Consider the following 13,382-nt stretch of genomic DNA (forward strand, 5'->3'; position numbering starts at 1 on the left):
TCCATGGACATTCGTAAACTGCAGCGCGTCATCGTCGATGCTCTCGAAGACGTCAAGGCGCAAGACATCAAGGTGTTCAACACCACCCACCTGACCTCGCTGTTCGATCGCGTGATCGTCGCGAGCGGCACCTCGAACCGGCAAACCAAGGCGCTCGCGTCGAGCGTGCGCGAAGGCGTGAAGGAAGCCGGCGGCGAGATCATCAGCACCGAGGGCGAGGATATCGGCGAATGGGTGCTGGTCGATTGCGGCGACGCGATCGTCCATATCCTGCAACCGGCGCTGCGCCAGTACTACAACCTCGAGGAAATCTGGGGCGACAAGCCGGTGCGCATCAAGCTGTCGAGCCCGAGTCCGTTCGGCGGCGCGCACGCCAGCGATGCCGACGAGGACGAAGACGACGAGGAAGCACCGGCCGCGAAGCCCGCGCGCAAGACGGCCGCTCGTCGCAAGTAAGCACGGCGCGCCGCTGCGTTCCTCGCGATGAAACTGCATATCCTCGCCGTCGGCCACAAGATGCCGGACTGGATCGCGGCCGGTTTCGACGAATACGCGAAACGCATGCCGCCCGAGCTGCGCATCGAGTTGCGCGAGCTCAAACCCGAGCAGCGTTCGTCGGGGCGGTCGGCCGAAAGCGTGATGGCCGCCGAGCGGCAGAAGATCGAAGCCGCGCTGCCGAAGAACACGCGCATCGTCGCGCTCGACGAACGCGGCAAGGACTGGACCACGATGCAGCTCGCCGGAGCGCTGCCGGGCTGGCAGCAGGACGGGCGCGACGTGGCCTTTCTGATCGGCGGCGCGGACGGGCTCGATCCCGAACTGAAGGCGCGCGCCGATATGCTGCTGCGTCTGTCCAGCCTCACCTTGCCGCATGCGATGGTGCGCGTGCTGCTGGCCGAGCAGCTTTACCGCGCGTGGACCATCACGCAAAATCACCCGTATCACCGCGCGTGAACGCATGAAGCGTGCGCAAGCGATGCGTTGCCGCTGTTCGTTGCGCTCTCCCTGATCGATACACCTGAACGTGCCGCGCAGGGCTGCCAGCCGGCGCGGGTTGATGCATTTGCACTGCGTGTCGTTTCATGCAACGATCTGCGCGCACGCGCGGTGCTTCGACGTGTTTATCGATATGCCGCTTCGATCGGCTCACCGGATCAACGCCCGCCCCGCACGCATCACTGATGCTCGCCTGCGTTCATCGCATTCACCGCCCTCACGCCATCCGTTTCCGCTCCATCGAGACACCGCTCATGCCCACGCCCTCCGCTTCGCTCCATCCGTTCGTCTATCTCGCGTCGCAAAGTCCGCGTCGTCAGGAGCTACTGCAACAGCTCGGCGTGCGTTTCGAACTGCTGCTGCCGCGCCCCGATGAAGACGCCGAAGCGCTCGAAGCCGAACTACCGGGCGAACACGCGCGCGACTACGTGCAGCGCGTGTGTATCGCGAAAGCGCATGCGGCACGCGCACGGCTCGTCGATGGTGGCCATACGGCGCGGCCGATCCTCGTGGCGGACACCACCGTCACGATCGACGACGCGATTCTCGGCAAGCCTGTCGATGCCGGCGACGCGGTCGCGATGCTCACTCGCCTCGTGGGCCGCACGCACGAAGTGCTGACCGCCGTCGCGGTGATCGACGCCGACGGCGCGTTGCTGCCCGCGGCGCTGTCGGTGTCGAAGGTGCGCTTTGCTGCGGTGCACGCAGACGCGCTCAGGCGCTACGCGGCGAGCGGCGAACCGCTCGGCAAGGCGGGCGCCTATGGCGTGCAGGGACGCGCGGCGGAGTTTATCGAGCATATCGACGGGTCCTATTCGGGTATCATGGGTTTGCCGCTTTTTGAAACCGCTGCCCTCCTGCGCGCGGCGCGCATCGACTTCTAGAACAACACCATGAATGAAGAAATCCTGATCAATGTCACGCCGCAGGAAACGCGCGTCGCGCTCGTTCAGCAGGGGGCCGTCCAGGAACTTCACGTCGAACGAACGCTGTCGCGCGGGCGCGTCGGCAATGTCTATCTCGGCAAGGTCGTGCGTGTGCTGCCGGGCATGCAATCCGCGTTCATCGACATCGGCCTCGAACGCGCCGCGTTCCTTCATGTAGCCGACATCTGGCATCCGCGCATCGCCGGGGAAGCACAACATCAAACGCCGCATCAGCCGATCGAAAAGATCGTCTTCGAAGGTCAGACGCTGATGGTGCAGGTCGTCAAGGACCCGATCGGCACGAAAGGCGCGCGCCTGTCCACGCAGGTGAGCATCGCCGGACGCACGCTCGTGTATCTGCCGCAGGAACCGCATATCGGCATCTCGCAGAAGATCGAAAGCGAGGCCGAGCGCGAGGCCGTGCGCGCGCGTCTGACCGCCGTGCTGCCCGCCGACGAGAAAGGCGGCTATATCGTGCGCACGATCGCCGAAGACGCAACCAGTGAAGAACTCGCCGCCGACGTCGCGTATCTGCGCAAGACGTGGGCAACGATTCTGTCACAGGCGCAGCGTATGCCACCCACCAGTCTGCTCTACCAGGATCTGAATCTCGCGCAGCGCGTGCTGCGCGATTTCGTCAACGATGAAAGCTCGCGCATCCAGGTCGATTCGCGCGAGACGCATCAGATGCTCGCCGATTTCGCGGCGGAGTTTACGCCGGCGGTGTCGTCGAAGCTGCACCACTACACCGGCGAGCGGCCGCTCTTCGATCTGTACAACATCGAGGCCGAGATTCAGCGCGCGCTGTCGCGCCGCGTCGATCTGAAGTCGGGCGGCTATCTCGTAATCGACCAGACCGAGGCGATGACGACGATCGACGTGAACACCGGCGGTTATGTCGGCGCGCGCAATTTCGACGACACGATCTTCAAGACCAACCTCGAAGCCGCGCATACGATCGCGCGGCAATTGCGGCTGCGCAATCTGGGCGGCGTGATCATCATCGATTTCATCGATATGGAAAACGTCGAGCATCGCGACCAGGTGCTGGGCGAACTGAAGAAGGCGTTGTCGCGCGACCGTACGCGCGTGACGGTCAATGGGTTCTCGCAGTTGGGGCTCGTTGAAATGACGCGCAAGCGCACGCGTGAATCGCTCGCGCACGTGCTGTGCGAACCTTGTCCGGTTTGCCAGGGCAAGGGGCAGGTAAAGACGGCGCGGACTGTTTGTTATGACGTGCTGCGCGAAATTCTGCGCGAGTCGCGGCAGTTCAATCCACGCGAGTTTCGCGTGGTCGCGTCGCAGCAGGTGATCGATCTGTTTCTCGAGGAAGAGTCACAGCATCTGGCGATGCTGATTGATTTCATCGGCAAGCCGGTGTCGTTGCAGGTGGAGTCGAATCTGAGTCAGGAGCAGTACGACATCGTTTTAATGTGAGGCGGTACCTGAGTGACGGCTGCCTCTGCTACGCGGCCGTCGGTCTCGCCAATTCGCCAGCCAGCAACCAGCCCCCTACCCCGCCACCTCACACCCCGCCTGCTCCAGCACCACCTGCGCCCGCTCCTGCAAATCCCCGCCCGCGAGCGACGCATCCGGCGTTCTCACCCACGCCGCAATCCTCAGCTTCGCGCCGCCATCCTCCGGATAATCCGCCACCGTCACCACCGGCGCCAACGTAGCCCCGCTCAGCACACGCGGCTCGTCGGCCACGAGTTTCTGCAACTGCCCGATCGCCGCATCCACGTCCTTGCGCTGCGCGAGTTCCACTTCGACCTCGATGCGCCGCGTGCCGCCGCTGCTGTAATTGATCACCGGATTGCTCCAGATCTGGCTGTTCGGCACGAACACCAGGTTGCCGTCGCCGCGTTCGATACGCGTCGTGAACAGCCCCACTTCGCGCACGATGCCGGCCGCGGCTCCGCTGCCTTCGATCACGTCGCCGACGCGAAACGGCCGCAGCAACAGCAGCATCATGCCGGCCGCGATGTTTTGCAGCGTACCCTGCAGCGCGAGACCGATCGCGAGGCCGGCCGCGCCGAGCACGGCAAGCACGCTCGCGGTCGCGATACCCACCTCGCCGAGCGCCGCGATAAACACGAGCACGCGCACACCCCATGTGCCCATCGTGGCAAGTATCGGTGCCAGCGTCGGGTCCGCGTGCGTGCGGGCGAGCGCCTTCGCGAACATCGCGCCGACACGGTTCGACAGCCACCAGCCGATCACCAGAATCAGCGCGGCGACCGCGATATGAATGGCGTCGTGCGTCAGCGTGATGAGCAGCGACGGCTGAAGATGAAATAGACGGGTAAGAAGGTCGTTCATCAGTCTCTTGTTCAGTTGCGTTGTCCCAATGCACAGGGAAGCAGGATACGTTCCTGTCCTTCGCCTTACACACCGGGGAATGGGACTTGCCCAGGCTTCGTTGTCAATGCACCAACCGCGTGCAGCCGGACAGCGGAATGCCTGCGCCGCAAGGCGTCACAAGGCGGAAGCGTGCGTGTCATTTCTACCCGCACGATGGTGGACGGCACATCGTCACGCGTCAAAACGTGCCCATCGGCTTCAACACGTTACGCAGCATCGCAAGAGTCAACGGACGCGAAAACCAGAACCCCTGCGCCTCGTCGCATCCCAGTGCTTCGAGTTGCGCGGCCTGCCCGGCCGTTTCGACCCCCTCGGCGGTCACCCGCAGCTTCAACGCATGCGCCATCGCGATGATCGCGCCGACCAGCGCCGCGCTCTGCGGATCGGTGCTCATGCCGAGCACAAACGAGCGATCGATTTTCAGGCGGTTCAGCGGAAAGCGCGTCAGGTACGCGAGGCTCGAATAGCCGGTGCCGAAGTCGTCCACCGAAACTTCGACGCCCAGCGCGCGCAACGCATGCAGTGTGTGCAACGCCTGATCGATGTCGCCGAGCAATGCGCCTTCGGTGATTTCCACTTCGAGATACGACGGCTCGAGCGCGGCGTCCTCGAGCGCGTCGCGGATCGTGTCGAACAGGTCCCGCCGGTGGAATTGCTGCGGCGACACGTTCACCGCGAAACGCGGCAACGTGCCGGTCTGCCGCAGCAGCAGGCCGGCATCGCGGCACGCGGTGCGGATCACCCATTCGCCGATCCGCTCGATCAGCCCCGCTTCCTCCGCGACCGGCACGAACTCGACCGGGCTGATCATGCCGCGCCGCGGATGATTCCAGCGCAGCAGCGTCTCGACCTGCGCGATGCGGCCCGTCGCGAGCGTGACCTGCGGCTGATACACGAGATGCAGTTGCTGGCGCTCGAGCGCTTCGCGCAGCATCGTCTCCAGTTCGAAGCGGCGCGCGGCCTGCCCTTCGAGCGCGGTCGAAAAGCGCCGCACCGCGTTGCCGCTTACCGCCGCTGCCGCCGACAATGCCACGCTCGCGCGACGCATCAGCGTCGGCGCATCGGCGCCGTCGGCCGGATACGCGGCGATGCCGATGCTCGCGGTGATGTTCAGCGTGGTGCCCGCGTAATCGATCGCCTCGGCGAGACGGTCGAGCGCTTCGGCGGCGAACGCATCGGCGGCCGCGCCGTTTTCGTTGACGAGCAGCGCGAACTGCGTGCCGCCGATCGACGCGATCGTGCCGTCGTGCGGAAACAGCCCGCGCAGCCGTTCGCCGACGATCTGCAGCACGAGTTCCGCCGCATGCAGACCGAGCGCATCGCGCAGTTTGCGCAAGTGATCGAGTTCGGCGATCAGCACGGTGAAGCTGCTGCCGCTGCGCTGGCAACGCGCGATCGTCACTTCGAGCCGTTCTGTAAACAGCGTTTGATTCGGCAGACGCGTCACGCCGTCGTGATGCGCGACGTACCACAGGCGCGCTTCGGATTGCGCATAGCGCGTGATGTCGACCGCCATGCCGACGTAGCGCGGGGCCGGGAATGCCAATCCATGCAAATGCGGGTGCGCGAATTCGACATTGAGCGGCGCCAGCGCGAACGCGACGCGAACCGGCGAGCCGTTGCGCCGCACATACGTCCACTCGCCTTCATAACGCGAATTCAGCGCCGCGAGCGACGGCAATTCAGCGCGGCGTTTGATGAGTTCGGCCGGATCGTGCAGCGACTCGAACGAGCGCTGGCCGATCAATTCCCGCGCGGGATAACCGGTCAATTTTTCGAAAGCGGCGTTGACGGTCTCGAAGAGGCCGTCCGTCGTGCAGATGAACATGCCGTAGGGCGCGGCCGCGAGAGCGGCATCGCGCGTGCGCGCATCGACGTGAGGGGGGTGATGCATCGCGCCGGCCTTGTTGTCCTGAGTAGTCGAAACGAGTGTGTGCGGAGTCTTGCCGAGGAGCGCGCAAACGACGGAGCCAACGTTCCACCCTGCCGGGAGCACGTGACAATCGTGCTTATGATAGCGGCTTTCACGCGCGATCCCGCATGCTAACGCATGGAAAAAAACCTCCAAAATATAGGTAGCAAATGGCCGCCGACCGGGTAAAAGCCGGCGGCGACGAGCGTCGCGACAAGGGCCGGTTCAAGAGATTGGAGCGCGCTTTCATGCGGCGCGCCGCATGCGCATCAGGAAATTGCGCCCGGAAACTACACGCCGCGCGGCAGCGCCGCCTCGATGAACGCCGCGCACAGCGCTTCCATACCCTTCGCATCTTCTTCGTCGAAACGCGCGAGAACCGGGCTATCGACATCCCACACGCCGATCAGCGTACCGTCCGGCGCGACGAGCGGCACGACGATTTCCGATTGCGACGCCGAATCGCACGCGATATGGCCGGCAAACGCATGCACGTCGCGCACGACCTGCGTCTGGCGCGTTTGCGCGGCCGTGCCGCAGACACTCTTGCCGAGCGGAATGCGCACGCACGCGGGCTTGCCCTGGAACGGGCCGACCACGAGTTCACGGCCATCGTGAAAGTAAAAGCCGGCCCAGTTCAGATCGCTCAGCGAATGAAACACGAACGAGGAGAAATTCGCGGCATTGGCGATCCAGTCGGTTTCGCCGGCGAGCAGCGCGCGCGCCTGCGCGACCAGTTCTTCGTATTGCGCGGCTTTGGGCAGATGCGAGGCGGAGGAAACTTCGAACATGACGGCGTCCGTGATGAAAGCGGAAAGAGAAACGGCAACGCGTGCAGTGTAAAGCAAGCGGCTATTCGGATATCGGGGATGCAGCGTGCTGCGCTACATGCCGTCATCGACGCCGTCATTCACGCCGACTCATCGCGCGCATCATGCATCTCCCGCTCTACTGATCGACGCCGACGATCACGCTCGATGCCTTGAAAATCGCCGTCGCCGGTTTGCCGCTCGCGAGGCCGAGGCGATCGGCGCTGTCGTTCGTGATGATCGCCGCGATCTGCGCGCCGCCCGCGTTGATCGTCACTTCCGAATTGACCGCGCCCTTCGTCACCGCCGCCACCGTCCCCTCGATGCAGTTGCGCGCCGACACCTGGTGCTTCGCGACGTCGACCATCACGATCACCGACGACGCCTTCACGAGCGCAAATGCCTTCTTGCCCGCGGCAAGTCCGAGCGACTTCGCGCTGCCGTGCGTAATGATCGCGACGATCTCGAGACCGTCCTGGGTGCGCAGCGTGACTTCGTCGTTGACGGCGCCATGTTTGACCTCGGTCACTTCACCGCTGAACTGATTGCGTGCGCTGGTTTTCATCGCGTGCTCCTGATTGATTGAAGCTGATTGAAGCGCCTCGCGCGGGCGTTGCAAAGCAGCGCCGCGCGGCGCGGTGTGGATGGATAAAGCGAGTGTAATGGAAGGCGTGTGGGAAAGCGTATGCGCCGCAACCGGATGAAAGCACAAAAGCGTGATGTACGGGTGTTGGCAACGCACAACCCAGCCCGCACGGCGCCGCCGCCAACGTCCGCGGCGCGTTAACTCGCCGCGCGCGGCGCCGACACCGTATCATCGTGCCCTTGAACCTCATATGCCGAACCTTTATGCCCGTAGCAGCCTTGCCCCGCGCCTTTCCTCGTGTCGCCGTCTCGCGCTCCGGCGCGCGCCGCATCTGCCGCGCGATCGCGCTGGGCACCGCCATCACGACGCTCGTCGCGTGCAGCAATCCGGCGCCGCCGCGCGACACGCACGCGTTCGTCGACAACGTCACGCTGTTCCCGCTTGCCCACTACGACCAGAACGTCGATCACTGGCTCGATCCGCGGAGCCCGGACTATGACCGGCCGTTCCTCGGCGCCGCCGAGCAGCAGGCGCACTTCGCCGCGTTGTTCGCGCGCTACTTCGGCACCGGCGCGAACGCACCGTCGCCATGGAACGCCGCGTATGTCACGGCGCGCGTCTTTCGCGAACAAGGACAGGATATTGCCGCGCTGCAGCAGCGCCGCATCGACAAGTTCGACAACACCGGCAAGCACGGCAGCGTGATCGGCTACGGCGAGAATTTCCGCCCGCACGACAAGGCGTGGATCGACGCGATCGCGCGCAACATGGACGTCGCACAGTTTACGCGGACGCCGGTCTATCAGCCCGAGCGGCGCGCGATCGCAACCGGCAACCTGATGGTGCGCGAACTGCCGACCACCGATCCGTCGTTCTATGACCATCGTCTGGCGGGCGAAGGCTATCCGTTCGACAACCTGCAGATCTCGGCCGTACGGCCGGGCACGCCGCTCTATGTGCTCGGCGGCAGCGTCGACGGCGCGTGGCAGTACGTGCAGACGCCCGACGTGCAGGGCTGGGTGCGCAGCGACGGCGTCGCGTTCGCCGACGACCGCTTCGTCGACCAATGGCGCGCGGCGGCCGGCAAGTCGCTCGGCGCGGTGATCGTGGCGTCGGCGGCGGTCAGCGACAGCCACGGCGTGTTCCGCTTCGACGCGCCGGCGGGCACGATGTTGCCGCTGTTACCGGGGTCGGCGACGGGCAGCGCCGCTACCGGCGAGGTCGTCAGCAAAACCACGAGTGGCGGCACGCCAGACGCCGCCAGCGAAAACAGCGTCCCTGCACTCGCCGCGCGGCAACTCCTCGTGCCCGCGCGCGACCCCGACGGCCGCGCGCTGATCCGCACCGCGTCGCTCGACGGCACGCAGATCGCGCCGATGCCGCTCGCCGCGACGCCGCGCCATCTCGCGATGCTGATGAAGGCACTGATCGGGCGGCCGTACGGCTGGGGCAACAGCGGGCTCTACAACGACTGTTCGTCGGAACTGCAAAGCATCTTCGCCGCGTTCGGCGTGTGGCTGCCGCGCCATTCGTCGACGCAGATGAGCGCCGGGCGCATGGTCGACCTGTCCGGGTCGACGCCCGCCGAGCGGCTCGACTATCTGGCACGGCATGGCGTGCCGTTTCGCACGCTGATCTATATCGGCGGCCACGTGATGCTGTACATCGGCAACACGACGCGCGACGGCATGGCGGTGCCCGTCGTCTATCAGGACGTATGGGGGCTGCGGCCCGCCGACAACAGCCGGCGCGCGGTGATCGGCGGCTCGGTGATCCTGCCGCTCTACGAGCACGTTCCCGAAGATGCGACGCTGCAGTCGCTCGCCGCCACGCGCACGTTCCAGATCAGCATTCTCGGCGCGCCGGTGGGCGCCGCGGCGCCGTCCGCGCCGCCGCCGGACGAGGACAATCCGGCCGGATAACGCGCGGGCAAAGGAAAGAGGCGCAGGCGCCCGCCAAGGGCGCCGCCCAGCCTGCGCTCCTGCTCCTGCCCCTCGCCAAAAAAATATTTTTTCCGGAGTGTCGATCCAGCGGCAACAGACTCGTCGTAACGTTGAAGACCCGGCATACGCAGCCGCGTCTTTCCACTGAAGAACCGTTACTTCAAGGAGTCGTCGTCATGTCTAGCGCCGCAGTCAAACCCATCCCCGACGGGATGCATTCGCTCACGCCGTACCTGATCTGCAAGAACGCCGCCGAGGCGATCGCGTTCTACACGAAAGCCTTCAACGCCGTCGAACAGGTCCGCCTGCCGGGGCCGGACGGCAAGGTGATGCACGCGACGCTGAAAATCGGCGACTCGATGCTGATGCTGACCGACGAATGGCCCGAACATCAGGCATTCGGCCCGAATACGCTGAAGGGCACGCCGGTGACGATCCACCATTACGTACCGGACGTCGACGCGAGCTTCAGGCAGGCGGTCGAGGCGGGCGCCACCGTCGCGATGCCCGTCACCGACATGTTCTGGGGCGACCGCTATGGCCAGGTCAAGGACCCGTTCGGCCATAGCTGGTCGCTCGCGACGCACAAGCGCGATCTGAGCCCCGAGGAAATCCAGCAGGCGATGGCCGCGATGCCGTGCTCGCCGGACGAGAAGAAGTAGCCGGCCAATGACCGGCGGATGATCGGTGGGTGAGCGGCGAATGAGCGGCGGATGAGCGCCGCGCCGCCGCACCGCCGGCCCGAGCCTGAACCGAAGCCAACCCGCAGCAGTTCCGAAGGAGCAACGTCATGCAGAAAATCGCCCCGTGCCTATGGTTCGACGGCAACGCGGAAGAGGCCGCGCGCTTCTACCTGTCCGTGTTTCCGGCGTCGCGTATCGCCACCACGCTGCACTACACGGACGCCGGTCCCGGACGAAAAGGCGACGTGCTCGCCATCACGTTCGAACTCGACGGCCAGGAGTTCATGGCGCTGAACGGCGGCCCGCAATACCAGTTCACGCCGGCGATCTCGCTGATGGTGCACTGCGCGTCGCAGGAGGAAGTCGACCGCTACTGGTCGGCCTTCCTCGACAGCGGCGGCAAGACGATGGCCTGCGGCTGGCTGCAGGACCGCTACGGCGTGTCGTGGCAGATCGTGCCCGACGGGCTGCTCGAGATGCTGCGCGACCCGGATCGCGAGAAGGCGAATCGCGTGATGGTCTCGATGATGAACATGATCAAGCTCGATATCGCGGAGCTCAGGAAAGCGTATCAGCGCGAATAGAAGGGCTTACGGCAAGCGCAACACCGCGGGACCCCGCCCGCATGCGCGACGGCCTCGCACCCGGCCCCACGCAGTCACGCTCGCCCGATCTTTGCTAGCATCGGTCTCGATCCATAAAACGGCGGGACATTCACGGTGCGCGTCAATCATCAGGCTTTCTTCTGCTCGCTGTTTGTCGCGCGTCTCGCCGATCAGATCCTGCTCTTTCTCGTCCCGCTCGTCGTATTCCAGACGACACGCGAGGTCTCGTGGTCCGGCCTCGCGTTCTTCATCGAAACGCTGCCGCGCTACCTCGTCTTCCCGCTCTTCGGCGCATTGTGCGACCGCTTTCCGCCGCTTCGGCTGATGCGCGTGAGCCAGGCGGCGCGCGCGCTCGCGTGCTTCGGCGGCATTGCCGCGTATGCGGTGTTCGGCGGCATCGGCTGGCTGATCGCGCTGTCGGCCGCGTGCGGCGTGCTGACGAGCCAGGGGCTCGTCGCGCGCGAGGTGATGCTGCCGCAAATTTTCAGCACGCAGCAGATTCAGCGCGTGCTCGCCTACTCGCAACTGGCCGACCAGTTGGGCTTCGTGCTCGGTCCGATGCTGGCCGCGCTGCTGCTCGGCGTGTGGCGCTGGGAATCGGTGGTCGCGGCAAGCGGCGTGCTGTTTCTCGCCGCCGACGCCGCGCTGTTCGTCTGGCAGCGGCTAAGCGGCTTTCGCGCGCCCACTGTCGCACCCGCGCCCGCCGGCCACTGGACGCAGCCGTTGCGCGTCGCGCTGCATCATGTGTGGACGCTGCCGGGTCTCAGGAAAGTCATCCTGCTCGCGGCCGCCGAAAACCTCGTGATCGGCGTGACGCTCGCGACCTCGGCGGCGATGGTGACGGGCTTTCACGCGCAATCGAACCGCTACTACGCGGGCCTGCAAACGGCCGGCGCGATCGCCACGGTGCTGGTTCTGCTGACGGTCGCGCGCGCCGGATGGCCCGCGCGCGTACTCGGCCTCGTCGCATTCGTGACGATCTGCGCGGGCGGCGTGATCGCCGGCGCGAGCGCGGCGCCGTGGGGCTATGCGCTCGGCTTCCTGCTGATCGTCGGCTTCGACAAGATGTTCAACGTCTATATCCGCAGCGCGCGTTTGCAGATCATTCCGCCCGAGGACTACGGCAAGACCATCGGCGTCGCGATCCTGCTGAACAACCTGACGCAGCCGCTCGCCGGTTTGCTGGTCAGCATCTTTTCCGCGCGCGCGCAAACCGGCCCACTGATCGTCACGCTATCGCTGACGATGGGCGGCATCGGCGCGGCGGTCTCGGCCGGCTCGGCGCTGCTACGGCGCAAACGCGCGCTGCTGCTCGAGGAATGACCGCATGACGGCGCGAAGGTGGTGACTTTCGCGCACACGCGCCGAAGCCGAAGTTACCCACAGTTTTTGTTGGCAAATCTGTGCATAACTTTCCGGAAAAGTCCGCAAGCCATTGATGCGGCTATCGTTTTCCAGCGGCGTCGAACTCGAGGCAGCCGCGCCGGTCTTGCGCCGCGCGCGCTCATCGCGCAATCAGGCCGCCGCCCGCGGCAACGCGAAGCCTTCCTCGCCCTGTTCGCCGCCCAACGCCTCGACCAGATCGGTCAGCATGCGATCGAGCTCGGCGGTCATCAGCGCGACGTCGGAATCGAAGCGTTCGTCGTCGTTCTGCGCGGTCGGATCGCTCGCTTCCTTCAGCACGTCGAGCGGCGTCACGCGCTTGATCGTCAGCGACGGCGTCAGCACGAACGACACGCGATCGTTCCATGTCATCGCAAGCCGCATGCATTGCTTGCCCGCTTCGATGTGGCGACGCATGTCGTCGATATCCAGCGTATGGCCGACGTAGCGCACCGTCGCGTTGCCTTCGGTCGCCGAGCGCAATTCCGTGTCCTGATCGAGCGTGAAGCCCGAAGGCGCGTCGCCGTCGAGCAGCCAGCCGGTCATCGCCGCGACCGGCGACTGCTTGACGCGCACCGTCATCAGCGGCAACTGATCGATCGACTTCACGAGCAGCCCGCGCACGTCGTCGGCAACCGCCTGCGACGCCGCATCGATCACGAGCCAGCCGTTCCTGCCATCGATCCACACGCGCGTGTCGCGGCGGATGCTGAACGCGCGCGGCCGCAACTCGTCGGTGACCTGCTCCTTCAACTCGCGCAGCTGCTTGCGGCCGGGCTTGAAACCCTGCTGCTCCTCGAGTTCGAGCGCGCGCTCGCGCGTCACCTGCGTGACGACCGACGCGGGCAGCAGCTTCTTTTCCGCGCGAAACGTCAGCAGCATCTGGCCGTTGAGCGCGTACACGAGCGAGTCGCCGTCACGCGGCGGCGCCCAGCCGTGCGCCTGCATCTCGACGCTGTTGCCGGGCGCGAACGCGTACGGCGCGAGCCACTTCTGCATCTGTTCGGGGGTGACGGACCACGGAGCGGGAAGACGGTGCAACTGAAGGTTTTTGAACCACATGAGCGAAGTCGATTCCGGGCAAAGCGCGCCATTTTATCCGACGTAAGTGCTTCCAGCGGTTTTGACGGGGCATTGCGTTACGCGAACGGATTTTCAATCTGAATATGAAAATC

The 13,382-nt window shown here is 65.3% G+C and carries 13 protein-coding genes; 8 read left to right on the forward strand and 5 right to left on the reverse strand.

Features of this window, described 5'->3' with window-relative positions:
- Positions 1 to 3 precede the first annotated feature (3 nt).
- From rsfS to rng, 4 genes are all read left to right on the forward strand, one after another.
- Positions 4 to 456: a ribosome silencing factor gene (gene rsfS, locus QM685_RS28660; RefSeq protein ID WP_415121796.1), complete on the forward strand. Its 453-nt coding sequence runs from the start codon at positions 4 to 6 to the stop codon at positions 454 to 456.
- Between the two features lie 27 nt (positions 457 to 483).
- Positions 484 to 954, forward strand: coding sequence for a 23S rRNA (pseudouridine(1915)-N(3))-methyltransferase RlmH (gene rlmH, locus QM685_RS28665; RefSeq protein ID WP_415121798.1), 471 nt, complete (start codon positions 484 to 486; stop codon positions 952 to 954).
- A gap of 296 nt (positions 955 to 1,250) precedes the next feature.
- Complete coding sequence (locus QM685_RS28670) at positions 1,251 to 1,880, forward strand: Maf family protein (RefSeq protein WP_415121800.1); 630 nt, start codon at positions 1,251 to 1,253, stop codon at positions 1,878 to 1,880.
- A 9-nt stretch (positions 1,881 to 1,889) separates the two neighbouring features.
- Positions 1,890 to 3,359, forward strand: a complete 1,470-nt coding sequence (gene rng / locus QM685_RS28675) for a ribonuclease G (protein ID WP_415121802.1) — start codon at positions 1,890 to 1,892, stop codon at positions 3,357 to 3,359.
- Between the two features lie 75 nt (positions 3,360 to 3,434).
- Here the strand turns inward: rng and QM685_RS28680 are convergent, their stop codons facing one another.
- The 4 genes from QM685_RS28680 to QM685_RS28695 form a co-directional block, all read right to left on the reverse strand.
- Positions 3,435 to 4,244 carry a mechanosensitive ion channel family protein gene (locus QM685_RS28680; protein ID WP_415121804.1) on the reverse strand — a complete coding sequence of 270 codons (810 nt, stop codon included), beginning with the start codon at positions 4,242 to 4,244 and terminating at the stop codon, positions 3,435 to 3,437.
- A 220-nt stretch (positions 4,245 to 4,464) separates the two neighbouring features.
- A complete protein-coding gene (locus tag QM685_RS28685; RefSeq protein ID WP_415121806.1) occupies positions 4,465 to 6,180 on the reverse strand; it encodes a putative bifunctional diguanylate cyclase/phosphodiesterase in 1,716 nt (571 codons plus the stop codon).
- Between the two features lie 308 nt (positions 6,181 to 6,488).
- Positions 6,489 to 6,989 carry a GAF domain-containing protein gene (locus tag QM685_RS28690; protein ID WP_415121808.1) on the reverse strand — a complete coding sequence of 167 codons (501 nt, stop codon included), beginning with the start codon at positions 6,987 to 6,989 and terminating at the stop codon, positions 6,489 to 6,491.
- Positions 6,990 to 7,146: 157 nt separating this feature from the next.
- On the reverse strand, positions 7,147 to 7,572 hold the full coding sequence (locus tag QM685_RS28695; RefSeq protein ID WP_415121810.1) for a TOBE domain-containing protein: 426 nt from the start codon (positions 7,570 to 7,572) through the stop codon (positions 7,147 to 7,149).
- A gap of 284 nt (positions 7,573 to 7,856) precedes the next feature.
- On the opposite strand from QM685_RS28695, the gene QM685_RS28700 reads away from it, so the two are divergent.
- The 4 genes from QM685_RS28700 to QM685_RS28715 all read left to right on the forward strand — a co-directional run bounded on the left by QM685_RS28700 (position 7,857) and on the right by QM685_RS28715 (position 12,147).
- The gene (locus QM685_RS28700) at positions 7,857 to 9,515 is read left to right on the forward strand and encodes an SH3 domain-containing protein (protein WP_415121812.1); all 1,659 of its coding nucleotides are present in this window, start codon (positions 7,857 to 7,859) and stop codon (positions 9,513 to 9,515) included.
- Between the two features lie 197 nt (positions 9,516 to 9,712).
- On the forward strand, positions 9,713 to 10,198 hold the full coding sequence (locus QM685_RS28705) for a VOC family protein (RefSeq protein ID WP_415121814.1): 486 nt from the start codon (positions 9,713 to 9,715) through the stop codon (positions 10,196 to 10,198).
- Positions 10,199 to 10,326: 128 nt separating this feature from the next.
- Entirely contained in the window at positions 10,327 to 10,803 is a 477-nt protein-coding gene (locus tag QM685_RS28710; RefSeq protein WP_415121816.1) for a VOC family protein, read from the forward strand.
- 135 nt (positions 10,804 to 10,938) lie between these two features.
- Positions 10,939 to 12,147 carry an MFS transporter gene (locus tag QM685_RS28715; RefSeq protein WP_415121818.1) on the forward strand — a complete coding sequence of 403 codons (1,209 nt, stop codon included), beginning with the start codon at positions 10,939 to 10,941 and terminating at the stop codon, positions 12,145 to 12,147.
- A gap of 192 nt (positions 12,148 to 12,339) precedes the next feature.
- Here the strand turns inward: QM685_RS28715 and QM685_RS28720 are convergent, their stop codons facing one another.
- Positions 12,340 to 13,269 carry a recombination-associated protein RdgC gene (locus QM685_RS28720; RefSeq protein ID WP_415121820.1) on the reverse strand — a complete coding sequence of 310 codons (930 nt, stop codon included), beginning with the start codon at positions 13,267 to 13,269 and terminating at the stop codon, positions 12,340 to 12,342.
- Between the last annotated feature and the right edge of the window lie 113 nt (positions 13,270 to 13,382).

Source organism: Paraburkholderia sp., from assembly GCF_047605525.1.
GTDB lineage: Bacteria > Pseudomonadota > Gammaproteobacteria > Burkholderiales > Burkholderiaceae > Paraburkholderia.

Excerpts from the sequence above, each read along its gene's own strand:
- rsfS (WP_415121796.1), top strand. The coding sequence starts at position 4 with ATGGACATTCGTAAACTGCAGCGCGTCATCGTCGATGCTCTCGAAGAC.
- rlmH (WP_415121798.1), top strand. The coding sequence starts at position 484 with ATGAAACTGCATATCCTCGCCGTCGGCCACAAGATGCCGGACTGGATC.
- QM685_RS28670 (WP_415121800.1), top strand. The coding sequence starts at position 1,251 with ATGCCCACGCCCTCCGCTTCGCTCCATCCGTTCGTCTATCTCGCGTCG.
- rng (WP_415121802.1), top strand. The coding sequence starts at position 1,890 with ATGAATGAAGAAATCCTGATCAATGTCACGCCGCAGGAAACGCGCGTC.
- QM685_RS28680 (WP_415121804.1), bottom strand. The coding sequence starts at position 4,244 with ATGAACGACCTTCTTACCCGTCTATTTCATCTTCAGCCGTCGCTGCTC.
- QM685_RS28685 (WP_415121806.1), bottom strand. The coding sequence starts at position 6,180 with ATGCATCACCCCCCTCACGTCGATGCGCGCACGCGCGATGCCGCTCTC.
- QM685_RS28690 (WP_415121808.1), bottom strand. The coding sequence starts at position 6,989 with ATGTTCGAAGTTTCCTCCGCCTCGCATCTGCCCAAAGCCGCGCAATAC.
- QM685_RS28695 (WP_415121810.1), bottom strand. The coding sequence starts at position 7,572 with ATGAAAACCAGCGCACGCAATCAGTTCAGCGGTGAAGTGACCGAGGTC.
- QM685_RS28700 (WP_415121812.1), top strand. The coding sequence starts at position 7,857 with ATGCCCGTAGCAGCCTTGCCCCGCGCCTTTCCTCGTGTCGCCGTCTCG.
- QM685_RS28705 (WP_415121814.1), top strand. The coding sequence starts at position 9,713 with ATGTCTAGCGCCGCAGTCAAACCCATCCCCGACGGGATGCATTCGCTC.
- QM685_RS28710 (WP_415121816.1), top strand. The coding sequence starts at position 10,327 with ATGCAGAAAATCGCCCCGTGCCTATGGTTCGACGGCAACGCGGAAGAG.
- QM685_RS28720 (WP_415121820.1), bottom strand. The coding sequence starts at position 13,269 with ATGTGGTTCAAAAACCTTCAGTTGCACCGTCTTCCCGCTCCGTGGTCC.